Source organism: Hymenobacter sp. YC55 (assembly GCF_029433095.1).
Taxonomy (GTDB): domain Bacteria; phylum Bacteroidota; class Bacteroidia; order Cytophagales; family Hymenobacteraceae; genus Hymenobacter.
In genome coordinates this window covers 1,673,257-1,695,901 of sequence record NZ_JARNTX010000001.1, presented here as the reverse complement: position 1 = coordinate 1,695,901, position 22,645 = coordinate 1,673,257, and the positions used below count along the sequence as shown (strand labels likewise).

Here is a 22,645-nt window from a genome sequence, read left to right as displayed (position 1 = left end):
GGCTACAAAAAAAATTCGGGCATTTGAAAAATTATCTTCTTGGCAGAAGAGAATCCCGACAAAAATGCCTTAACAGTTGCTTTATTATAAGGTAGAAGCACGGTAACGCACTTTACTGCCAGCCTCCAAATACAACTTCCATCAACACTGGCCTTGGTTACTTTCTATTGTGCTGCTACGACTGCTTCCACTTTAGTTACGTCCGGCCAGTGCATCTCGCTATTGTTTATAGCTAAATAGAGCATCAAGGCAAAGGGAGTCGGAGCCTTAGTCAGGTATTAACACTTCTGAGCGTCATTGTTCAAGGAGTTACTTCTTCAGCAGCCCGCTGCAAGCGCTCTACTTAGCACATGTGCCGTAGCGGATAGCTCGTGTATAGATGAACGAGAGAGCAGTTCACTGTATATATCGAGGCTTAACGAGGAGCATATTGCCCGCACTCTGATAAGGTAAGAGTGAAATGGCCGTGTACTATGGCTGAAGTTTGGGCAACACTTTGGGGTGACGCACATCTGGCGAGCCTTGAATTATGGATAAGATTTCAGAGGAATAGTAAGCGAGAATCGTCTTAGCTAAATAGGAAAAGCAAATTATTTCGCTCTTCGATATTTTAAAGGAATGCTATTCACTAGGGCTAGAAGAGGCATAGAACGCCATGGGTAAGCTGTATAGTTCAAATTCTAGGACCACATTTTGTCAGCTTCAAAAATTATTTATCGAAGGTACCTTGCGTCACATAGTACCTTCTGTTACCTTTGGATCATTAAGTAGATAATCTCTCTGCCGCGCCACTGGCCTCTACCGGGGTGCCACCGCAGCAGACGCCGGACACCAGCTCACCAATCGGGTGGGTTGCCAGGCGGCCCGAGAGAAACAGTTGTTTCACTCCGCCGCTTACCGTGTTTCGGCCGCTTGATGCCTGGCTTCGTGCCAAATGCATCCTTCTTCACTGTGCTTGAATTTCTGCAATTAGCCACCTAGCGGAGCCGCGGCCGCCTGGAACGGCACTTCATTGCCTGATTCGTTCCATTCTACTCACCACTTCCGATGACTTCCTCTCCTACCAACCATGCACTCCGGTGCCTGGGCCTCCTCACTATGTCTGCACTTAGCCTCTCTGCTCTGGAACTGCGCGCTCAGAACGTGGCATCTACTAAGGTGGCGGTTGGCACTACTACCGGCTCTGTTTCGGGTACTTTGCTCGACCAGAAAACCGGACAGCCGCTTTCTTTCGCCAGCGTGGTGCTACTGCAAGCACACGGCGACAGCAGTTTTGTAGCCGGAGCCCAAACCGCAGACAACGGGGCCTTCGAGTTGGCGAAAGTAGCAGCCGGGCAGTATATGCTGAAGGCTACTGTTCTTGGTTACAAACCCCTGCGCCAATTGGTTACGCTTACCGGAACCGCTCCTGCGGCTCGGCTCGGCGCCCTGAAACTTGCTCCTACGGCCACCCAACTAGCTGGCGTGACGGTGCAGGGCGAGCGGGCTACTGTAGAGGAAAGCCTTGATAAGAAGGTAATCAACGTAGAAAAGGATTTAAGCAGCGTAGGCGGTACGGCCGTAAATGTGCTGCAAAATGTGCCTTCGGTAGCCGTATCGCCCGACGGAACAGTGAGCATGCGGGGCAGCAGCAACATCACCATTCTTATCGATGGCAAGCCCACCAACACGGCAACGGGAGGCAACCGGCTAGAACAAATTCCGGCTAGCTCCATTGAGAAGGTGGAAGTCGTTACCAATCCTTCGGCCCGCTACGATGCAGCCGGTGGAGGCGGGGTGATCAACATCATCCTGAAAAAGCAGAAGAAAGACGGCTGGAACGGCCAGGCCACCCTAAACCTAGGCACCCGCGACAAATACAACACCAGCCTCAGCTTAAACCGTCGCGCCGGTAAAATCAACTGGTTTGGCTCGTATGACTTCCGCGACGACCGGTATCGGAGCTTGATGAACAGCAAGCAAACCACCATTTTGGAGGGCCAGGAACTGCGCGTCGACCAAAACGGGACCAACCGCCGCCACAACGAAACGCACTCGGGCCGCCTTGGCTTCGACTACACCATTTCGCCAGAGCAAAGCCTGACTGTGTCGGTGGAGCCTAACAAAAACAAAGGTCTCAACACCGGCAACCAACTCGCTACGCTGACGGATGCCACGGGCACCAACCGCATTAGCAGTTCTTTCGCGGTGACGGAAGACGTTATGAACACGGAGGCCTCAGTGGATTACCGCCACACCTGGGATGCCCACAAGGGCCGCGAATGGACTGCTAATGTTTCGTACACCAATTTGCTGGCCGATGTAGTGGTTGGGCAGCGCAACACGGAAGGTTCTATCGACCTGCGCGAGTGGAAGCAAGACCTGGACGTAACGCTCAATGCCGCTTCTTATCAGACCGATTATGTGCATCCCCTAAGCGACAAAAGCCGCGTCGAGGCTGGTTTAAAAGGACAGATTATGCGCAACGACGGTACCGATGATTTCTTGCGCCAAGCCGCCGACGGACCGAGCGTGGAGCGAATTGCCGACCGGTCGTATGCCTACGAATTCCGCGAATACACACAAGCAGGCTACGTTAATACCCAGCACGAACTAGGCAAATGGCGGGTGCAAGGCGGGGTGCGGGCTGAATATACCAACACCAGCGGCCAAGTAGAAGGTGGCACTGGCAAGTTCAAGCTTAACTACCTCAACCTGTTCCCCTCGGCTACCGTCGTCCGGACGCTGCCCACCGCCGACCAGCGCGTACAGCTTAGCTACTCGCGCCGCCTCAACCGCCCCGGCTTCATGCAGTTGCTGGCTTTCCCGCTCTACCAAGACCAGCGCACCTACCGTATCGGCGACCCTACGCTCCGACCCGAGTACATCAATGCCTTCGAGCTAGGGCATCAGGTGACGATAGGCAAAGCTTCGCTCAACTCCACGGTGTTCTATCGGCAAACCACTAATGCCATTCAGCGCTTGGTGCGGGTAGATACCACGGCCACTCGCCTCTACGGCAACGGCGCAGTTATTACGGCCACCTACGCCGACAACTTCGGCCAGGCAACTAGCTTTGGAGGCGAGTTGTCCTACAACCAGCCTCTCACCAGCTGGTGGCGCCTGACGGCCAGCGGCTCGTTGTTTCAAACCAACGTAACCGCAGCCACGGGCAACGAATCGAGCCGCCGCACTGTGTCGGGCACGGCCCGCCTGATGAACAGCTTCACGCCTACTCCGAAGCTGGATGTGCAAGTAACTGGCAACTACCGCGCTGCCGTGATTACCACGCAAGGCCGCCTTGCACCAGTGGGCTCTGTTGATGTAGCACTACGCCAGCGCCTATTCAACGACCGGGGCGCCCTGACTCTGCGGGTGAGCGACTTGTTTAACACCCAACGCAACCTGACGGAAGTGTACACCACGAATGCTGGCACCGATTTCCGGGCCCGCTACTACAACAAGTGGGAGTCGCGGGTGGGCTACCTAGGCTTCTCTTGGTACCTCGGGTCCAATAAGCCCCCGAAGAAGATTGAGAACCAGCCCCAAGGTGGCGGCGGTGGCTTCGGTGGGTAATTGACCAATACTTACACCGCACAAAAATTATTTTTCTTTCCCTGTAACGTCCGCGGATTAGGGCGGTATCCACATCATAAACCAGCTATTAAAGGTGACATCATTATGCTACTGGCCCCAGAAAAAAGCTCGATTACGCTTGCTTTTCCACCTCAGAGAAACTGTAGCAAAATGTTGAAAATATTTTTCGTCACGCAGGCATCTTTTCTCCAACAGCTTCCATCTATATAGGCAGTTGCGCATCTCCCCGGCAGACAGCTAGCTACTTCCGCCGTTCTTTCCCGCTCCTGCTTCGGCCCGCGGCGACTTCTACCTCCCGGTAAGGTCACGGCCACCCGCCCGCCGAAGATGCCCCACCGCACGTGGTGGCGCTTTGTCCCAGGCTGCTTGCTGGCCAAGCAAGTGGTTTCCTTGGGCCCGACTCTTCACTCTCTTTCTTATTGCTCCTGTTTTTATCGGCAGACCTGCAGCGTCAGGTTGGTCGGCAGGTGGCTCTTTGTGCTCTTTTTTCGTCAACATCGCCATGAAAACTTCCTTCGTAAACCGCTCCTTGCTTGCTTTCATTCTGTTCATGTCCGGGTTGCAACTATCAGCCCACCTCCTCAGCTCAGGCACTCTTTCCGGCAGCCTGCGCGATGGTGACACCAAAGAGCCCATTCCGCATACTAGCGTAGTACTGCTCCGCGCCACCGACAACCGCGTAGCCGCTACTGGCACCACCGATGCGCAAGGCAACTTTCACTTTCGCAGAGTGCCCATTGGCGAGTACGTAGTGAAAACGACCGTCCTCGGCTATCAGCCCCAGCAACCAACCATTGCGCTCCGGGCCCTGCACAACCGCCACCAAATGGGCGTGCTCACGCTCCGTTCTTCCTCGACTCAGCCCACCGTAACGGGTAGCCGCAATACCAGTGTAGTAGCCCAGCAAGTGGAGGCGAAACCTGCGGCAGTTAAGCCCGCCGCTTAGCCCCCTCGGCCTACTGCTCTAGTTGGCCCACCCTTCTTTCTTGAATGTTAATTTTCAATTGCTTGGCGCCTAGCATCGGCCTAGCCTGGCACCCTGTTTCCAAAATTTCTCCTTTCCCTTCCTACTTCTTATTCTTAAATCTCTTTTCCGTCATGAAAACTTCCCTGATTTCCCGTTTGAGTTTGGTGTGCTTGATGCTCATGCTTTCTGCCACCATGGCTATGGCCCAAAAAGTGGTTTATTCCGAAGCCCCTATGATTGCAAAGTCAGGCTACTGGAGCTTGGTAACCGACCAAAGCAACCGCGACCATACGGTAGTGCAGTTCTTCAACGACAAGCATGAGCTGCTGTATGAAGAGCGTGTAGATGGTTTGTGCCTCGACGCCTGCAAGAGCCGCGCTTCGCACCGCCGTGTAGCCAAGATGCTCGGTGCTACCCTTCAGCAAGTACAGCGGATGCAGTCTAACTCTATGGTTTCGACCAAGCTGGTTGCCCTGAATCGGCACACCTTGCGGGAATATGCCGCTCGCTAATTGAAGCCGGCACCGGCTCTACCGCGCAATAATATCCTTCCAGGCAGGTAGCAGCACCCCTGAAAGCCCCCGCTTATCGACATAATCGCACGACGAATTATGTTGATAAGCGGGGGCTTCCGCTTTTACGCAAGCTAAAGATCTGGTACATAGCAAATACGTTGCTAACGTTGAGCTTCACACCTATGTATGTATAGCATTAATAGTCAACGCGCTACCTGCGCGGCCTGAGCTTACTGAGATATATTCTACTTTAACAGATGGTTCTGACCTGATTGCGACGAGCGAAAACCATGTTATTGTCCTTGAACAATAAAAAGTATAAATGCTATCAGAATCGTTATTAGAGAGGTAACTAAAGCCAACTATACACGGTAAAATCCTCGATCTTCGCAGCCGAATGACGGTTGACAACGAACCTATTCTTCCGGATAAGTTCTATAAGATTGGTTTAGTGCGGTTCTTATTCAAATCCTGTTATCTCGCGAATGCTTGACGTCTACCGGGAAATGCTCCCTAATGGGTTTCTGCTGATTCTCTCCCCTGATATTGCCTGCCAGCAAGGCGAAGTAAAACTTACCCGCGCGCTACACCGTGCCAGCCGCAGCGAAAAACGCGCTGTGCTAGTGGATTGCAGTTTGGTGGAACGGCTAACCGAAGAAGCCGTGGATTTGCTGTTGGCTTACGCCTTCATGCTCCGCACCCAAAGCCGGCGCTTGGTGCTGTGTCACGTTCCCAACGCAGTGAGCCACCATTTTCTTAACCTGGATGCGGCCTCTCAGCCCGTGTTAGTGCCCTCGTTATTAGATGCAGTAGATGAAATAAACGCTCCGCATTAGCTTGCTGAAACGATAAAGCATATAAGATAAAAAGTGGCAGTGGCTTCACTTAATCGAGGTGAGGACGGGTACCGCCGCGCGGTTTGCGTAGTTTTGCGCTCCGATCTGCTTCTATTTGTTTCCTGATGAGCACCCCAAAACCTAGCATTCCCAAAGGCACCCGCGACTTTGGCCCGGCCGTGGTGGCCCGCCGCAACTATATCTTCGGCATTATTCGCCGGACATTCGAGAAGTTTGGCTACGCTCCACTTGAGACGCCAACGCTCGAAAACCTATCGGTACTGACGGGAAAATACGGCGACGAAGGCGACCAGCTTTTGTTCAAGGTTCTCAACTCCGGTGACTTTTTAAAAGACGTTAGCGCGGCAGACTTAACCAACGAAGACGGCAAAGCCACTCGGCGTGTGCTACCCAAGGTAGCCGAAAAAGGCTTGCGCTACGACCTCACCGTACCGTTTGCGCGCTACGTGGTAATGAACCGCAACACGCTCACCTTTCCGTTCAAGCGCTACCAAATTCAGCCGGTTTGGCGCGCCGACCGGCCACAGCGCGGCCGCTACCGCGAGTTTTATCAGTGCGATGCCGACGTGGTGGGCACCAACTCGCTGCTCTGCGAGGCGGAAATCGTGCTCATGATGTGCGAGGTATTGAACACGCTGGGCCTGACGGATTTCACCATTAAAATCAACCACCGCGGGGTACTGCGAAACATCTATCAGGCACTCGGCGGCGAAGGCACCGAAGTGGACCTGTTCACGGCCATCGACAAGCTCGACAAGATTGGCGTGGAAGGTGTACGAAAGGAATTGGCCGACCGTGGTTTTTCGGAAGAAGCCATGGGCAAGCTCTTTGCCTTATTAGGTGTAGAAGGCAGCTTCGAGGAAAAGCTGGAGCGGCTCCTAGCTGGCTTCGTTACGGCGGGCGTTGACGCCGACAACGCTACTACCGACGGCTACAAGGGCCTGCAAGACCTGAAGCGGGTGTACGAGTATCTGCAGAGCTTCCAGTTCACGGAGTTCAACCACCTGGATTTCGACGTGACCCTGGCCCGCGGCCTGAGCTATTACACCGGCTGCATCTTCGAAATCAAGATCAACAACGTGAATATGGGCAGCGTGAGCGGCGGCGGCCGCTACGACAACCTCACTGGGGCCTTTGGGTTGCCGGGCGTGTCGGGGGTAGGCTTCTCGTTTGGTGTGGACCGGCTCTACGACTGCCTGGACGAGCTAAATCTGTTCCCGCCTGCTGTGGCTACTACCACGCGCTGCTTGGTAGCCAACTTCGATGAGGAAGCCGAGCTGGCCGTGCTGCCAGCCTTGCGCCAACTACGCGAAGCCGGAGTAGCCAGTGAGCTGTACCCGGAAGCAGGCAAGCTCAAGAAGCAATTACAATATGCCGACCAAAAGGGTATTCCGTATGTGCTGCTGCAAGGCTCGGAAGAGCGGATCGCCGATAAATTTAAACTGAAAAACATGGGTACCGGCGAAGAAAAGCTGCTCTTCTTAGAAGAAGTACTGACGGAGCTAACCAACTAGTAACTACATCAGAAAAGGCGCCGCCGCTTTAGCTTGCTAGAGCGGCGGCGCCTTTTCTATTCCCTCGGAAAAACTCACTTTTGAGATTCCACCCAGCCACCCGCTGCATTTCCCCACCCATGCCCCACAACGACGATTACGCCCTTACCCCTTCCGCCCGCCTCGATCTGGCTACCCTCCGGCACCTGCTCCGCGACAACACCCGCATTACGATTTCTGCGGAAGCCCGCCAGCGCATCGAGGACTGCTATAGCTACCTGCACAAGCGCATAGAAGACTCCGATACGCCGGTGTATGGCATCAACACGGGTTTCGGGGCGCTTTGCAACACCAGCATTTCGCCCGCCGACCGGAGCCAGTTGCAAGTCAACTTAATGATGTCGCACGCGTGTGGCACCGGCGCCGAGGTGCCAGCCGAAATAGTGCGGCTCATGCTGCTGCTAAAAGCGCAAAGCTTAAGCTACGGCCACAGCGGCGTGCAGTTAGCCACCGTACAACGCCTGCTAGACTGCTACAACCGCGAGATTTTGCCGGTGGTGTACCAGCAAGGCTCGTTGGGTGCCAGCGGTGACTTGGCGCCGCTGGCTCATCTGTGCTTGCCGCTGATAGGCCTCGGCGAAGTGAACTACCAAGGCTACCGCCTCGCCGCCGCCGATGCGTTTAGTCTTTTCAGTTGGACGCCTCTCACATTAGAAGCCAAGGAGGGGCTGGCGCTGCTCAACGGCACGCAGTTTATGTTGGCTTATGGCGTGCACTGCTTGCTGCGGGTACAGCGCCTGCTCGATGCCGCTGATGTGCTCGGTGCCTTGTCGTTGGAGGCATTTGATGGGCGCAGTGAGCCATTTGATGAGCGTTTGCACCGCATCCGCCCCCACGCCGGGCAGCAATTGGTAGCGCAGCGCATTCGGGAGCTACTACGCGGCAGCGAGTTGCAGCAGCAACCCAAAAAAGCGGTTCAAGACCCCTACTCTTTCCGCTGCCTGCCCCAGGTACACGGTGCCTCTCGCGACGCGCTAACCTACGTGCAGCAAGTACTGGAAACAGAGTGCAACTCCGTTACCGATAACCCCAACCTCTTCCCCGACGACGACCTGATTTTGAGCGGCGGCAACTTCCACGGGCAGCCACTAGCGCTGGCCCTGGATATGCTGGCTATAGCTACCGCCGAACTAGGCAGCATTTCCGAACGGCGTACTTACCAGCTCCTCAGTGGCCAACGGGGTCTGCCGCCCTTCCTGGTAGCAGAGCCAGGCTTGAATTCGGGATTGATGATTCCGCAGTACACAGCCGCGGGCATCGTGAGCGAAAACAAGCAGCTCTGCACCCCGGCCTCGGTGGACAGCATAGTCAGCAGCAACGGCCAGGAAGACCACGTGAGCATGGGCGCCAACGCCGCCACCAAGGCACTACGGGTAGTTGGCAACGTCGAGCAGATTTTGGCTATTGAGCTGCTCACAGCGGTTCAAGCACTAGCCTTCCGCCGACCCGCTCGCACCTCAGAAGCGCTAGAGCAAGTGCTAACTGCTTTTCGTGCCAAAGTCAACTTTGTGAGCCGCGACCGGGTGCTCTACCCCGATCTGCAAGCTGCCGTAGCTTTCGTACGGGCGTACGAGTGGGTATAATATTTTCTTTGTTTGTGGGTTACTAAAGTGCTTTTGCCTGGCTGGGTCTAACTGATCAGACGTCGGTTGGCTTCGGCGTCTTGGCTGTAGCCCTACCTTTGGGGGAAAGGCGTCAGTGAGACCATCCTAAAACAGGAAAGACGTTCTTCTAGCATCGAGCAAGCATTTATCTTCTGGTTGGTTTTCCGCGTTACATGCCTTTTGTGAAATCCTTACTTTTCTGGCTGTTTATCGGCTGCACGTCGTTGTTAGCGGAAGTGGTGCAGGCGCAAACTTGTCCGGTTACTCCTAATGCTCCTGCGTGTACTTTCGAAGTGACGGATGCGCGCACGGGTACCGTAGTGGATCGGCTTTGCGTTGGCCGCCCCGTACGCTTCACTCCCTGCTCTAGCCGCGACCTTAGCTTGGTGTACACGTACCAAGTAACGCAAGGCAATGCGGTACTACCCAATCCCTGCGGCCCCGGCTTTGTACCGGCTTCCACAACTTATACTCCCACCCAGGCAGGATTTATCACCGTAACCGAAAACAGCCAGGCCGTTGGGGGGTCTATTTCTACTATCTACTACCAAGTATTTCAGGTAGTCGACAGCCCGGCCCCCAACTTCACGGTAGCAGCCTGCGCCCCAGGTTCAGTACAGGTTACCCTGCCAGACACCCCCTACGACAGTTATGATGTGCAAATTGGCAGTGGCACGCCCGTTACGGCTGCACCGGGCGCCATAGTCAGCTACCCGGTGCCTGCCGGCGCCAATTCCGTTACTGTTACGGGACGATACACCGACAATAGATTGTGCACCAACTCTGCTACCAAGCCCATTTTGCAGCTTGCAGCTCCTAGCGCACTTGTTATCAGGAGTATAACCCTGCAAGGCGCCAACGCTCTACTCGATGTGGCGCCGCTGGCTACAGGCTACCGCTATTTTGTGGAGCGCGAAGACGCCTCTGGTGTATATCAGCCCTTGCTTGCCGCTGTGCAGAACAGCACCACTTCGTTCACGGTGCCCAACGCGCAGCCGGGCCGCTACCGCCTGCGCACCGCCGATGCCTGCTCGGAAGCGGTAAGCACATCGAGCCCAATTGCGACCCTGACGCTAACTGCTACACCCGCTGAGCGCCGCAACGAGCTTACTTGGCTACTACTCGACAACCCCACCGCCTACGAGCTGACCCGCAACGGTACGCCAGTAGCCGTGCCGCTGCAGCCTGCGGCCCGCGCCTACTCCGATACCTCAGTAACCTGCGGTGTACAGTACACTTACCGCCTCACGGCCCGCTTCGCTGGCACCAGCACCTCTGTTTCGAATGAGGTACAGGTGCGCGCTACTGCTACCCAGCCCCCAGCAACCCCGCGCCTGTTTGCCTCGTTTGATTTGCGCAACCGAATTGTGCTCACGGCTACTGTTCCCCGCGCCCCTACCACCGGTCAGTTAACCTACACGAGTGGCACCCGCCAGCTAGCAACCACACCCAGCCGAAGTCTGCGCGACTCATCGGTTACTACCTTCAGCCCCGGCTCGGCTCCGTGTTTCCAAGTCAGCTTCGTTGATGATTGCTTGAACCGCTCCGCCGATAGTGCCCCCTTCTGCCCTGCCTTGCTGGCCGCCGAGCTTGTTGACTTCCGCGGCTCTTCGGTGCGCCTGACGTGGTCGGAGTTGCGCGGGGCAACGGGCTTGAGCTACCGCCTGCTCGTACTAAACCCCGATAATTCGGTGCTGCGAAGCCTGCCAGTAGCATCGGGTACTACTTACGTGGATGCTGCTCCCCCCGCTACATCGCAGCAGGTACGCTACCGCCTCGAAATAACCGGGGCAAGTCTGCCGGGGCCTAGCTATTCCAACATTGCCAGCGTCACGCGGCGCCTCGAAGCCTTCGTGCCCACCGCCTTCACTCCCAACGGCGACGGGCTCAACGATGTGCTGGAAGTGAAAGGCCGTTTCCTGAAAACGTACCGCTTCACGGTGGTGGACCGCAACGGCCAAGAGGTATTTCAAAGCACCAATCCTTCCCAAACTTGGGATGGCCGCGTCCGCAATCAGCCGCCGGTGCCAGGTTCCTTTGTTTGGCGCTTCGAAGCAATCGATGAAGCCGGCCAGTTGGTAGTGCAGCGCGGCACCGTCACGATAGTTAAGTAAATACTGCGCTAATACAAACAGCCTGGCCTTAGGCCACCTAATGAACCTAGTCCGCGCCAAACATAGGTGCAGCAAGCAGGCCATAATACATGGGGCATGCATCTCCGGCTAGCTGCTGACGTACCTTTGTTCTGCGGGAGGCTTGGCTTCCTTTCAATCACTCTGAAAAAGACGACCTATGTTTGATATGATGGGCATGATGGGCAAAATGAAAGAGTTGCAAGAGAAAATGCAGCAGGCCCAACAGGAAATGCAGTTTGTAACCGCCGTTGGGGAAGCCGGTGGCGGCTTGGTGCGGGCTACGGCCAACGGCCACCACCGCCTTGTGAAACTAGAAATCGACGACTCTTTGCTGTCCGACAAGGAAATGCTGTCCGACTTGGTGGTTGCCGCCGTCAACAAGGCCCTCAACGAAGCCGGCGAAAAGGCCAAGGAGGAAATGAAAAACAAAACCAGCGGCTTGATTCCCAATATTCCGGGCCTCGATCTTGGCGGCTTTGGCCTCTGATTTGGCGGTGCCCCTCCCCGGCTCAGTGCTTTGCGAAGATGTGGCCGTCGTTGTCTTGAATTGGAACGGCGCGGCCTGGCTGCGCCGTTTTTTGCCGTCGGTGCTTGCCTGTTCTGATGGGGCCCGCATCATAGTGGCCGACAACGCCTCTACCGACGACTCGATAGTACTGCTGCAACAGGAATTCCCACAGGTCCGCATCATCCAGTTTTCTTCTAACCTAGGCTTTTGTGAAGGCTATAATGCCGCTTTCGAGGCGTTACGTACTCCGCAGCCCGCTTCCATCTCCATTTCTCCTGAGTCAGAAACCGAGTTTCACTACTACGTGCTGCTAAACTCCGACGTGGAAGTGACGCCGGGCTGGTTGCGCCCCCAGCGCGACTTGCTGGAGCAACGCCCCGCCGTAGCCGCCTGCCAACCCAAAATTCGTCAGTACAGCGACGATCCGGCTCAGCGCAAGCTGTTCGAGTATGCCGGAGCGGGCGGGGGCTACCTCGACCGGTTCGGCTACCCGTTCTGCCGCGGCCGCCTCTTCGACACCCTGGAAACCGACGAAGGTCAGTACGACGACCCGAGACCGGTGGCTTGGGCTACGGGCGCCTGCTTCATGATTAGAGCCAAAGATTGGCACGCGCTAAACGGATTCGAGCCGACCTTCTTTGCGCACATGGAGGAAATTGATTTGTGCTGGCGACTCTGGAATGCCGGGCGCGAGGTGTGGTACTACGGAGGCAGCGTGGTCTACCACGTCGGGGGCGGCACGCTGCACAAGTCGAACCCGCGCAAAACCTACCTCAATTTCCGCAACGGGCTGGCTCTGCTGTACAAGAATACGGCTGCCTCAGAATTAACTGGCGTGTTGCTTACGCGGCTACTTCTGGATTGGGTGGCCGCTCTGCGCTTCTTGCTGCAAGGCGCTGTCCCTGACGCCCAGGCTATTCTGCGCGCCCATTGGCACTTCTACCGCAACCGCAGCTATTGGCAACAGCAACGGCGCGTCTACCCGGCGCGTTTGCTAGCGTCTCAACGGCCTGCGGTGTACCAAGGCAGTTTAGTTTGGGCGTATTTCGCGCAAGGCAAACGAAAGTTTTCGGAACTAGAGGCCACGTAGCGCCACTCTTAAAAAAGAAAAACCTGCCTCCATTGGAAGCAGGTCTGAAAATCAGCTAGAAACCGTAGGTTCTACAAGTCCCAAACGGTGCTGCGCTGCTGGCGCATGGCGCGGCGTACGTTCATCCAAAAAGCCAAGGCAAAATAAAGAACGAGGGGCGACCCAAACGTGAAAAACGAAGCATACACAAACGATAGCCGCACGCTGCCCGAAGAAAAACCCAGCCGATTGCCGAGTGCATTGCAGACGCCGAAGCTCTGCTTTTCAATGTAGTCGGTAATTTTTTTCATAGCTATTCGTCGTTTAGTTCAGTGGCTAACTCAGTACAAAATAAGCAGATACGTTAGGCCAAACAAGCTCGTCTCCGCAAATTCCGTTTAATATACCTCTTCCCCGGCTACTTTTTCGTTTGCTTGCGGAAGTTCCCGCCCGCCTGTTTGCCTATGAGAAGTTCTTTGCCTTTACTTTCCCTTTCGCTGCTAGCTGTTGTAGCAGGCGTTCTACCTAGTTGTACGTTGCCCCGGATGCTCAAGGTTGCAGAAGCCGGGCAACAAGTAAGTGTGCAGCCTACCGTGCTGGAAACCAACGGTGAAAACGTGCTTTTCGAGGTAACCGCCCGCGTGCCGGCCAAGCACTTACAGAAGGGCGCGGCGTTCAATCTGAACCTGCGCTACCGTTACGACAATGGCCTGCGCGAAGACACGCTAGGCCGCCTCTCGTTTCAGTCGGGCGAGTACACCTACGACGAGGTTCGGAAGGATTTGCTGATCATCAAAAAACAGGTATCCTTTCCCTACGCCCCCAACAAAAGCCCCGGTGAACTGCTGGCGCTGGCGGAAGTGCGCGAGCTAAAGCCCAACGGCAAGCAACTGAAAGGCAAAGAAACCCGCGTGGCCCGCGGTATTGTAAGCACTGGCCAATTGGTGGTGCGGCAGGACACGGCCATTGCCTTGCTTCCCGAAACAGCCGAAAACAACATGGGCGGCACCCGCGTGCTACCATTCTTCTTCGACAACGGCAAGTCGGAAATTCGTAATTACTTGGGCACCAACGTGGCTGCGCTGGAAGACTTCATCGAAGCCAACCAGCACACCGACAAGGTGATGATAGTGGCGGGCCACTCCCCCGACTCCATCGACACCCGCGACGCCCGCTTGGCCGACAAGCGCGTGCAAGCCTTGCTTCGCTACTACAAAAAGCGCGTCGATACCGACTCTTACCTCAACAAAGTCAACGAGATTGACTTTGAAACCGAGGCCTACCACCGCCGTTGGGACTTGTTCCTGAGCAAGGTGCAGCAGTCGGCGCTCAAGCCGCAACAGGTTGATTCGGTGCTGTTGCTCATCAATGACACGCCCGGCACCTACGCCCAAAAGGAAAAGAGCCTACACAAGCTCACGTACTTCGATTACCTAGAGCAATACATCTACCCTGTGTTGCGCTTCGGGACGGTGGCCGTACAATACAGCGCGCCCAAGCGCTATGATTCCGAGATTTATCTGCTCTCGAAAAAGATAGTGGAAAAGCAGGTGGAAGTGGACGTGCTAACGCCCGAGGAACTCCGCTATTCAGCCACGCTCACGCCACTACTCGCCGAAAAGCAGCGCATCTATGAAACCTCGGTGGCTGCTACGGGGCGTTGGGAAGCTTATCATAACCTAGCGGTAGTACTGCTCCAGCGTTCAGAGAAAGAAGTTAATGAGAAAGTGCGCCGGGCTTATCTGCGCCGGGCAGGCGTCAACTTCACGCTGGCCGCGCACCGCAATCCTACGGCCACCATGTTCTATCGGGTGGCTACCGCCTACCACCGGGCCGGCGACAAGCTGGAAGCCCTTCAGAACTACGATTACGCCATCAAGCTCGGCGGCGCCCGCCCAGTGCTGGACAAGGTTTTCGCCGACAAAGCCGCTCTGGAAATTGAAGTTGGTCAGCTTGATGATGCGCTCGGCAGCCTCAGCTACAGCTCGAAAAGCTACCAGAACACGATGAACCGCGCCCTCATCTTCATGCTGAAAAGCAATTATGGGGGTGCTCACAACATCTACGAGGAAGCACTCAAGCTTAAGCCCAACGACCCGCTGGCCTATTACTGCCTGGCCGTAGTGGCCGCCCGCCAGAAAGACGAAGCCCAAATGGGCGAAAACCTGCGCCGCGCCGTGCAGCTAGACCGCAAGTTCGCCCAGCGCGCCGTCGAAGACCTGGAATTCATGGACATGGCCCGCAGCAAGACGTTTCTAGAAGTGCTGCGGTAATTATCCGCTTTATACTTGTTTTGAAGCAATTCAGGAATCCACCGGGCCTGTCATCCTGAGCTTGCGAAGGACCTTATTATAGCTGAACAATTCATTGTTAAGACAGTCGTTCTACTGGCATAAGGTCCTTCGCAAGCTCAGGATGACAGACCTGTTGAGTTTCTGACGATTTACAACCGAATAGGTCTATTCTCAACAAATAAGAAGCTACTACTCTATTTAGCAAAGCATGCTGAGGCTACTGAAACAGGAGAATACAACAGCGGAAATATCGCCTACGCGTAAATTATTAAGGCCTTGAAGTGGTTGAGCGCCAAACAAGAAACACAGCTGATTTATCCTCTGTTAAGCGTCTCAAATGTTGGGGTTCGGTTGTGGGCGGCTTCTTAATTTGTTAGCAACTAGTGACACAGCAGCAGAAGCCGTTTTAACCGAATTAGCATTCTTGCAAAATATTCATTGGCTCAGTGCTCGGATAACGTTGCAAGAATGGAGAGCTGGAAGGATACAAGTATTGGTTTAAAGGCCACGTACTCTTATTTGCTTGCCCATACGCCCGTGTCGTCGTAGCTTTACGCACCGGCCCGAGCCGGTTTTTGCTGTTTTCAACTTTTCGATTTTCTGCTAATCAACATCTATGCGGACCATTCAATTCCGGGAAGCCCTGCGTGAAGCGCTGTCCGAAGAAATGCGGCGCGACCCGCGCGTGTTTCTGATGGGCGAAGAAGTAGCCGAGTACAACGGGGCCTACAAAGTAAGCCAGGGTATGCTCGACGAATTCGGCCCGGAGCGCGTGATTGACACGCCGATTGCCGAGCTAGGCTTTGCTGGCATCGGCGTAGGCGCAGCCGTCAACGGCCTGATTCCGGTTATCGAGTTCATGACCTTCAACTTTTCGTTGGTGGCCATCGACCAAGTTATCAACTCGGCGGCTAAGATCTACTCCATGTCGGGTGGCCAGTACTCTTGCCCCATCGTATTCCGCGGCCCAACGGGCAGCGCCGGTATGCTTTCCTCGCAGCACTCACAGAACTTCGAGAACTGGTATGCTAATACTCCTGGTCTGAAAGTAGTAGTTCCTTCGAACCCCTACGACGCAAAAGGCCTGCTGAAAAGCGCTATCCGGGACCCAGATCCAGTGATTTTCATGGAATCGGAGCAGATGTATGGCGACAAGGGCGAGGTGCCCGAAGAAGAGTACCTGCTCGAAATTGGCAAAGCCAATGTGGTGCGCCAAGGCAAATCGGTTACGCTGGTTAGCTTCGGCAAGATGATGAAGGTAGCCCTGGCTGCCGCCGACGAGCTAGCTAAGGATGGCATCGAAGCCGAAGTAATCGACCTGCGTTCCGTACGCCCGATTGATTACGATACGCTGGTGGCTTCGGTGAAGAAAACCAACCGCATGGTGGTAGTAGAAGAAGCTTGGCCGCTGGCTAGCATCAGCTCCGAGCTGGCCTACGTAGTGCAGCGCCGCGCCTTCGACTACATGGATGCTCCCGTAGTTCGCGTCACCTGCATGGACGTGCCCCTACCCTACGCTCCTACCCTCATTGAAGCGTCGTTGCCTAACATAGCGCGCACGGTGCAGGCAGTGAAGGAAGTAACCTACCAGAAAGCTTAATTACGAGCTTCGAGAGTATTAGAAAAGCCCCACTGGCAGCAACCAGTGGGGCTTTTTCATGAATCAGCTTCGTGCGTTGGCCATTTTGCCATGTCTCTTACCACAGCGACCTAGCCCCAAACTCTAGGGTAGCCTGCGCGGCAGTTGAAGCATAAAAACACAGGGCCACAAATACCACATATGCAGCCCCTACGGTCAGCAAGTGGCGCCGGCTCACTGTGGATGGCCGCCAAGTGGCTGGCCAGCCGAAGCACAGCACCGCGCAAAGCAGCAGATGCAGTGGCAGCAGAAAGCGGCATTCCATACTCATGGGCAACATCGGCAAGCATGGCACCAGCAGCACTGCCAGCACCAGCCACTGCCGCGCCGTCCAGGTCTGGAACTTGGCTCGTAGGAGCACTAGCCCGGCTCCAAACCAGACAGTGTAGTTTAGCCAGGCCAACCCCAGGGTCGATACATAGATTTGGCGGATGTAGGGCGTGGGGTACTGGATATCGAGGCCGTTGAAGAGGCGGCGGGCATATAGGCCGGTGAAAGTGAGCGGATGGCGCAGCACCAACTGGAAGTAATCGGCGTAGGAATCAAACCAAGTGATATGCTCGTCGCGCACTAGTTTCTCGCCAGCTAGGTCGCGGAAGACCATCATCTGGTCGGGGTAGCTGCGGTCGAGCGTGGTTTCAAGCTTCTGGTGCAGCAGGCCCCACTTCATCTTTTCGCGGTAGAGGTTGTTGGTTTTAAGTGCCTTTATATACGACAGCACAACCGGCGTATTTTGCTTGAACTGATGGCGGTTGATGGCCCATTGGGGCGCCATAACCAATGCCGCACCTAGCACCAGCGCCGCTACGCCCGCTAGCCGTCGTTGGGAAGTAGCAGCAGGGGTTAGCAGCTGGATTGCCAGAAAGAACGGGGCAGCAATGCTATAGCTCGGGCGAATATTGTAGGCCGCCGCCATGCACGCTCCGGCGGCTACTAGCCAGCCCAGCTTCTGGGGTCGGTGCAGCAACAACAAACCCAGACCCAACACCCAAAGGGCCGGAAAATCAGAAAGCGTAAAGTTGAAGTAGTCGCGCCAGAACGCGAAGCCTAGCCCCGCAAACGCCAACCGTCGAACCCAGGATAGCACCAGGGTTTTATTTTGCACCACCTGCCAGAGCGCCGGAGCCAACCAGCCAAAACCAAGCGCGGCCGATACTGCCCCGAGCACTCGCCCGAACACTATGGGCGGCACATTTGTGTAAAACTGAATTACCCGAAAGGGAAACAACAACAAGGGGAATAGGTAGCCCCGTAAGCTGTTGTGATAGTTCAGTAAGGAAATAGACCCTTTATGATGGAAATAGATGGAGATAAACCAGTAGTCTATGGCATCATAATACATCCGGGCATACCCTGAAAAAGGCAGGTAGACCAGATAGACAATCAGAATCAGCAGTACCAGAAACCGATAGCAACGAAACGAATGCCCGGTTGCCAGTGGAGATGCAGCGTGTAGCAAAGACGAATTGAGTTTCAAGAAGCAGCCAGGCAGCAGGTTTTCAAGTAAAGGTAACGCGCACTCCCGAGTTGCTTTTCACTCAGATGCTGGCTTGCAGTGCCTCTTATTCTGCCTATTTCCCTGCTCGCGTCTTCAATCATCAACCAACGATTTGCCCCGGTCGGGCACTAAGTTGCGGGTTGTGGTAGATGACAACCAGAAGCAGCCGCCAAGCCACGCAGCCACTAATACTAGCATAACGAGTGCCCGTATTGGTTGGCCTTGCAGCCAGCGCTTGGGGTGCTGTGGCTTAAACTCAAATGCTGCTGTCGTGAGTAGTAGCAAGTGAAGTGGCAGCAAAAAACGGCCTTCCATGGCCATTGGGACGGCAATCAGGCAGGGCAACAGCAACGTTAGCACCGCCCAGGCCTGTGGCCACCGGAGCCAGCGGTTAAGCGGACCTGACAGCAATACACTCAGCCCGAGCCCTATTGCGCTGTAGTTGAGCAGTTGCAGCCACGGCCGTTCCGGGCCATAGTCGCGCAGCAGGTATAGCGAGGGCTGCAACACATCCAACCCGTTGAAGAGATGCCGTATGTAGCGCCAACCGTAGTCTACAGGGTGTCTGCCAACGGTACCGAAAAATTGCCCATAGGAAGTGTATTCCATTAGCCCTTCGCGGCGGAGCACTGCCAGCCCTGCAGAGTCGGCGTAGACCAGGCGCTGGCGTAGGTCGGTGTCGTAGCGCAGTACGCGGGTGCCCCAGGTGAGCTGTTTGAGGTAAAGCGGCGCGTGCTGCACGTTAGACACCTGCGCCTCAACTAACGGACTGTTGCTATTGAAATGAAGGCGGTTGATGGCTAGTTGCGGCCCCAACGCTACGGCAGCACCTACCAGCAGCGCCAGCCACCGCTGCCACGAACGGCCGTGCTGCCTACTCCACCAGGCGGCTAGCAGCAAGGCTGGAGGCACCGCCGCCAAATACATGGGGCGGCAATTGGTTGCGCCTGCCAAGCTTAACCCGGCTACCAGCCACCAGCCTACCGGCGCACAACTAACAGCCCAGAGCGCCAACAGCAGCAGCGCCAAGGCGGGTATGTCGGAGGCCGTGAAGCTAAAATGGTCACGCCAGAACCCGAACGTCAATAGCACCAGCAGAAGCCAGCGGCCGCCACTTATGCGCCGACGGGCAAGGCTTTGCCACAGCTCCGGAATCAAGAAAGCGAAAAGGAAAGCTGCCCAGCCAGTGCCTGTTACTTTGGCCGCTGTAGGCATGGTGCAGTTGGTCAGGTAACGCACAATCAGTGCCGGAAACTGAACAAGAGCGGCCAGATAGCCGCGGGTTGGGTCCTGAAAGTTGAGCAAGGAAAACGACCCATTCTTCCCCTTGAACCCGACGGCCAACTCCCAATAATGACCCGCGTCGTAGGGCATTCGCTCCCCTTGCAGTCCACCGCCCAGCAGAAAGTAGCAGCCATACAGCGCCACTACTACCACTATCCGCACCGCCACCGGCCACGGCTGCCTCAGAGCGGTCAGCCACCAAGCTGTGGTTTGGTGGCTAGTAGCTGTAGCTTGGGCATCACCTGCCTGGCGTATGAATTCCGGAGAGTGCAACGAAAAAAATGTAACCGAAAGTAGAGAGGATATAGCCTTCGAAAATCAGGGGTACCGCAGCATGCAAGCTCGGCCGGTGGCAGGTATTTTGCGTACCTTTTCCTTAAAGCTACGCCACTTCCACCCTCTCCCCATGAACCACCGTTTGCATCTCCGTTTCGAGCAGCTTGAACACGTTACCAATCAGTTGTTTGCGGCAGCCGAAGCGCTTGGAGATAAGGCACATCAGGCCCCAGCGCCCGGAAAATGGTCAGCAGCACAGGTGATATATCATTTATTAATTTCCGAAACCGGCATAAACCAATACATCGAAAAAAAGCTGCGCAACAGCGAAGAACTACAGAAAGCCGGACTCACTCACCTCTTCAAGTCGAGGTTGCTGCGGGTGCTACTACGCCTGCCAGGCCTCAAATTCAAGTCTCCGCCCCGACTCAAAGAACTTACTCCGGACCAGGTGCCGCCCCTTGCGCAAATGCGTGAGCAATGGAATGGGGTGCGGCGCCACCTAGAGCAGATTCTTAATGAGTATCCGGACAAACTACTAAGCCACGCCATCTTTAAACACCCTCGCTCCGGCATGCTGACCATCTACCAAACGCTGGACTTCATGGTAGACCACATCCTGCACCATCAGCGCCAAATCGAGCGAGTTTCCAGCTTCCTTCAGAAAGCAACGAAGTAACTGTATAAAGTAGCTGAGCAAGCAAATTGCCTTACTCAGCTACTTCACACAGTTAACCTTTTCGCTCCCGCACGATATCGGCGTAGCTGGTATGGCGGGGGAAGTCGGTGAAGGCGTCCATCAGCTCCGTGGATGGCACGGCCAGTTTACGCAGGTTCAAGTCAAGCCAAGCTCCCTCTACCGTTACGGTGGCGGCTTCGCGCCCGTCGGCCTTGTAGATAGTATGAATGATGTTCCACCGGGAGCCGTCGGAACTGATGCCGGCCAGCTCGGCTGTCACCCGGATAGTTTCGCTCATCCCAACTTCTTTCAGGAAGCGGGTGTCCTCCCGAAACAAAATGGGGCCAATGTTGAGCTGGGCAAACCGCTCCATCGAGAATCCCTGGTCGGCTAGATACTCGAGGCGTACTTGGGCGGCATAATCGGTATAGGCCGAGTGGCGCATGTGTTTGTTTGGGTCCAAGTCGGCCCAGCGTACCGTGAACGTCTTTTCGTAAGACATGAAGTAGGGTATTAATTGTTGTGTGGTTAATCAAACCTGCCTTGCAGGAGTTAGTAGCTCTCAGCGCATTATAAATTCTATAAGCCGTTGAACGCTCATGATATTCTTTGCTACAATATGCCCGAAGTAGCGGTACCGACAATCAGCCCTGATAAGTGAGCCGCACAAGGTACTGCTGTTGCTCGTCCTCACTCAGAAATTCCACTTCATAGCCTGCTTCTTGGGCATAATCCTGTAAAATGCTGGCATCGGCAAACAGCCAGTTGAATTGGTGACTAGCCTCCTTGCCGTAGTGCATAGTGTACTCTACCTCGCCATAATATGGGCCGTTCAAGTCGAATACCAGGGCGCCATCTTCGTCTTCGTAGAGGTAGCTGATATCGGAGGAAGTAGCCAAAATCTGACCACCAGGGGCCAACAGCGTCGGCGCGTATTCCAGAAACCGTTTGAGGCCGTCGAGAGTACCGACCAGTCCCAGGCCGTTCATGAGCATGAGCAGCGTATCGTATTTGCCGGTTTCATGGGTTAGCTCGAAAATGTTGTGGCGTGCTACTTCGCGCACCCCGCGGGCCTGCATCACCCGCACCGCCCCTTCCGATACATCCACAGACTTCACGTCGAAACCCCGGTTTTGCAATTCCAGCGCGTGGCAGCCGGCCCCGCCCCCAAGGTCGAGCACCCGGCCCCGGCACTCTTCCAGGGCTTCGCGCTCGAGTTCGGGCATCTCCCACAGGCTACGAAAAAAGTAACTGGCCGGCAGCGGCTCCTCTTCGGCTACGTTGCTGAAAACAGTGAGCGTAGCATCAAGTTGGCCTTGTTGGTAGTCGAGCAGGGCGTGGCCCAGCGGATCGGGCACCGAGGTTGGGGAAGAGGACATAGAACAGAGTAAATCAGAAAATACGAAGCCGAAGCTTGCGCTGCAAGTTAGGCACCAACCCCATGAAACGTGATGTAGTGACTAGTGGGTGTATGGGTTTCGCGTTCTACTTGAGCTGGCAGGCTGGCGTTTCATCACTCCATACGCATCCTTCCACAGCTGGGCTGCGTTGTGTGTTTCAGACTCCACTATTTCTTCTCGCTCCCTATGTCCAGCAACCTTAATTACCTTGATCCGGCTCTGCAACCCCTCGAAGACAAAGTAAGGGCCTACCTGGCCGCTGAAAAAGAGCTGGAAAGAGCGCAGATTGAAGCCGCGAATCTGCCCCTGAATCAAGCGCAGGAACAAGCATCGGCCAGCGCGTTTGAGCAGCGCCCCCCTACCGGCAGCTACGACCAGCACCCCGACCAAATGCGGCAAGAGTTGGAAAACCTCCACGATGACCTAACCCTGTTGCGCCGCGAAATCATCGGTATGCTTCCCGCCCGCGACGAGTGGGTGAAAGTGAACCTAGGCTACGGTCCTAGCCGCGTGGGAGCTTTCCGTATACCCGGCACCCCTGATGAAGCCCCCCAATACGAGCTACGGGTAATACAATAAGCTTACACATCGAACCGACGAAGCTCCTAGCTTTGTCTACTAGTTCACAGCAATACCGGGCCACCGGCTGATGTACTGCAACGCGCAGTACGTCAGCCGGTGGTTTCATTTTAAGCTATATCACTCGCAGTTTACACTTGCTCGACCTTCGCCTGCATCACGCTTTACTAGATATAGAGGCCAGGTTTCTTCCTTCTTTATTATTGGCCTGC

At 55.3% G+C, this 22,645-nt stretch carries 18 protein-coding genes; 13 read left to right on the top strand and 5 right to left on the bottom strand.

Going from position 1 to position 22,645, the window contains the following annotated elements; genetic code table 11:
• Positions 1 to 1,098 precede the first annotated feature (1,098 nt).
• From P1X16_RS07215 to P1X16_RS07175, 9 genes are all read left to right on the top strand, one after another.
• The gene (locus tag P1X16_RS07215) at positions 1,099 to 3,555 is read left to right on the top strand and encodes a TonB-dependent receptor (protein WP_277227274.1); all 2,457 of its coding nucleotides are present in this window, start codon (positions 1,099 to 1,101) and stop codon (positions 3,553 to 3,555) included.
• A 523-nt stretch (positions 3,556 to 4,078) separates the two neighbouring features.
• Positions 4,079 to 4,522, top strand: a complete 444-nt coding sequence (locus P1X16_RS07210; RefSeq protein ID WP_277227273.1) for a carboxypeptidase-like regulatory domain-containing protein — start codon at positions 4,079 to 4,081, stop codon at positions 4,520 to 4,522.
• Between the two features lie 152 nt (positions 4,523 to 4,674).
• Entirely contained in the window at positions 4,675 to 5,055 is a 381-nt protein-coding gene (locus tag P1X16_RS07205; RefSeq protein ID WP_277227272.1) for a hypothetical protein, read from the top strand.
• Positions 5,056 to 5,543: 488 nt separating this feature from the next.
• Positions 5,544 to 5,894, top strand: a complete 351-nt coding sequence (locus tag P1X16_RS07200; protein ID WP_277227271.1) for a hypothetical protein — start codon at positions 5,544 to 5,546, stop codon at positions 5,892 to 5,894.
• A gap of 125 nt (positions 5,895 to 6,019) precedes the next feature.
• Complete coding sequence (gene hisS / locus P1X16_RS07195) at positions 6,020 to 7,429, top strand: histidine--tRNA ligase (RefSeq protein WP_277227270.1); 1,410 nt, start codon at positions 6,020 to 6,022, stop codon at positions 7,427 to 7,429.
• A 119-nt stretch (positions 7,430 to 7,548) separates the two neighbouring features.
• Positions 7,549 to 9,051 (top strand): histidine ammonia-lyase, encoded by a 1,503-nt coding sequence (hutH, locus tag P1X16_RS07190; RefSeq protein WP_277227269.1) that lies wholly within the window; start codon positions 7,549 to 7,551, stop codon positions 9,049 to 9,051.
• A 203-nt stretch (positions 9,052 to 9,254) separates the two neighbouring features.
• A complete protein-coding gene (locus P1X16_RS07185) occupies positions 9,255 to 11,186 on the top strand; it encodes a gliding motility-associated C-terminal domain-containing protein (RefSeq protein ID WP_277227268.1) in 1,932 nt (643 codons plus the stop codon).
• A gap of 178 nt (positions 11,187 to 11,364) precedes the next feature.
• Positions 11,365 to 11,694: a YbaB/EbfC family nucleoid-associated protein gene (locus tag P1X16_RS07180; RefSeq protein ID WP_277227267.1), complete on the top strand. Its 330-nt coding sequence runs from the start codon at positions 11,365 to 11,367 to the stop codon at positions 11,692 to 11,694.
• Positions 11,684 to 12,805 (top strand): glycosyltransferase family 2 protein, encoded by a 1,122-nt coding sequence (locus P1X16_RS07175; RefSeq protein WP_277227266.1) that lies wholly within the window; start codon positions 11,684 to 11,686, stop codon positions 12,803 to 12,805. Before P1X16_RS07180 ends, P1X16_RS07175 begins: the two co-directional genes overlap by 11 nt.
• Positions 12,806 to 12,876: 71 nt before the next feature.
• Here P1X16_RS07175 and P1X16_RS07170 read toward each other — a convergent pair whose 3' ends face one another.
• Positions 12,877 to 13,095, bottom strand: coding sequence for a PspC domain-containing protein (locus P1X16_RS07170; RefSeq protein ID WP_245124465.1), 219 nt, complete (start codon positions 13,093 to 13,095; stop codon positions 12,877 to 12,879).
• Positions 13,096 to 13,329: 234 nt separating this feature from the next.
• On the opposite strand from P1X16_RS07170, the gene P1X16_RS07165 reads away from it, so the two are divergent.
• Together P1X16_RS07165 and P1X16_RS07160 are read left to right on the top strand one after the other, a co-directional pair.
• Positions 13,330 to 15,057, top strand: a complete 1,728-nt coding sequence (locus P1X16_RS07165; protein ID WP_277227265.1) for a tetratricopeptide repeat protein — start codon at positions 13,330 to 13,332, stop codon at positions 15,055 to 15,057.
• A 637-nt stretch (positions 15,058 to 15,694) separates the two neighbouring features.
• Complete coding sequence (locus P1X16_RS07160; RefSeq protein ID WP_277227264.1) at positions 15,695 to 16,678, top strand: pyruvate dehydrogenase complex E1 component subunit beta; 984 nt, start codon at positions 15,695 to 15,697, stop codon at positions 16,676 to 16,678.
• A 97-nt stretch (positions 16,679 to 16,775) separates the two neighbouring features.
• Here P1X16_RS07160 and P1X16_RS07155 read toward each other — a convergent pair whose 3' ends face one another.
• Both P1X16_RS07155 and P1X16_RS07150 read right to left on the bottom strand, forming a co-directional pair.
• A complete protein-coding gene (locus P1X16_RS07155) occupies positions 16,776 to 18,176 on the bottom strand; it encodes a hypothetical protein (RefSeq protein ID WP_277227263.1) in 1,401 nt (466 codons plus the stop codon).
• Positions 18,177 to 18,308: 132 nt separating this feature from the next.
• A complete protein-coding gene (locus P1X16_RS07150) occupies positions 18,309 to 19,772 on the bottom strand; it encodes a hypothetical protein (RefSeq protein WP_277227262.1) in 1,464 nt (487 codons plus the stop codon).
• 133 nt (positions 19,773 to 19,905) lie between these two features.
• Between P1X16_RS07150 and P1X16_RS07145 the strand changes: the two genes are divergently transcribed.
• Positions 19,906 to 20,454 carry a DinB family protein gene (locus tag P1X16_RS07145; RefSeq protein ID WP_277227261.1) on the top strand — a complete coding sequence of 183 codons (549 nt, stop codon included), beginning with the start codon at positions 19,906 to 19,908 and terminating at the stop codon, positions 20,452 to 20,454.
• A gap of 52 nt (positions 20,455 to 20,506) precedes the next feature.
• On the opposite strand, the gene P1X16_RS07140 is transcribed toward P1X16_RS07145, so the two are convergent.
• Together P1X16_RS07140 and P1X16_RS07135 are read right to left on the bottom strand one after the other, a co-directional pair.
• Positions 20,507 to 20,956 (bottom strand): thioesterase family protein, encoded by a 450-nt coding sequence (locus P1X16_RS07140; protein ID WP_277227260.1) that lies wholly within the window; start codon positions 20,954 to 20,956, stop codon positions 20,507 to 20,509.
• Between the two features lie 142 nt (positions 20,957 to 21,098).
• Complete coding sequence (locus P1X16_RS07135) at positions 21,099 to 21,833, bottom strand: methyltransferase domain-containing protein (RefSeq protein ID WP_277227259.1); 735 nt, start codon at positions 21,831 to 21,833, stop codon at positions 21,099 to 21,101.
• A 207-nt stretch (positions 21,834 to 22,040) separates the two neighbouring features.
• On the opposite strand from P1X16_RS07135, the gene P1X16_RS07130 reads away from it, so the two are divergent.
• Positions 22,041 to 22,433 (top strand): hypothetical protein, encoded by a 393-nt coding sequence (locus tag P1X16_RS07130; protein WP_277227258.1) that lies wholly within the window; start codon positions 22,041 to 22,043, stop codon positions 22,431 to 22,433.
• Positions 22,434 to 22,645 lie beyond the last annotated feature (212 nt).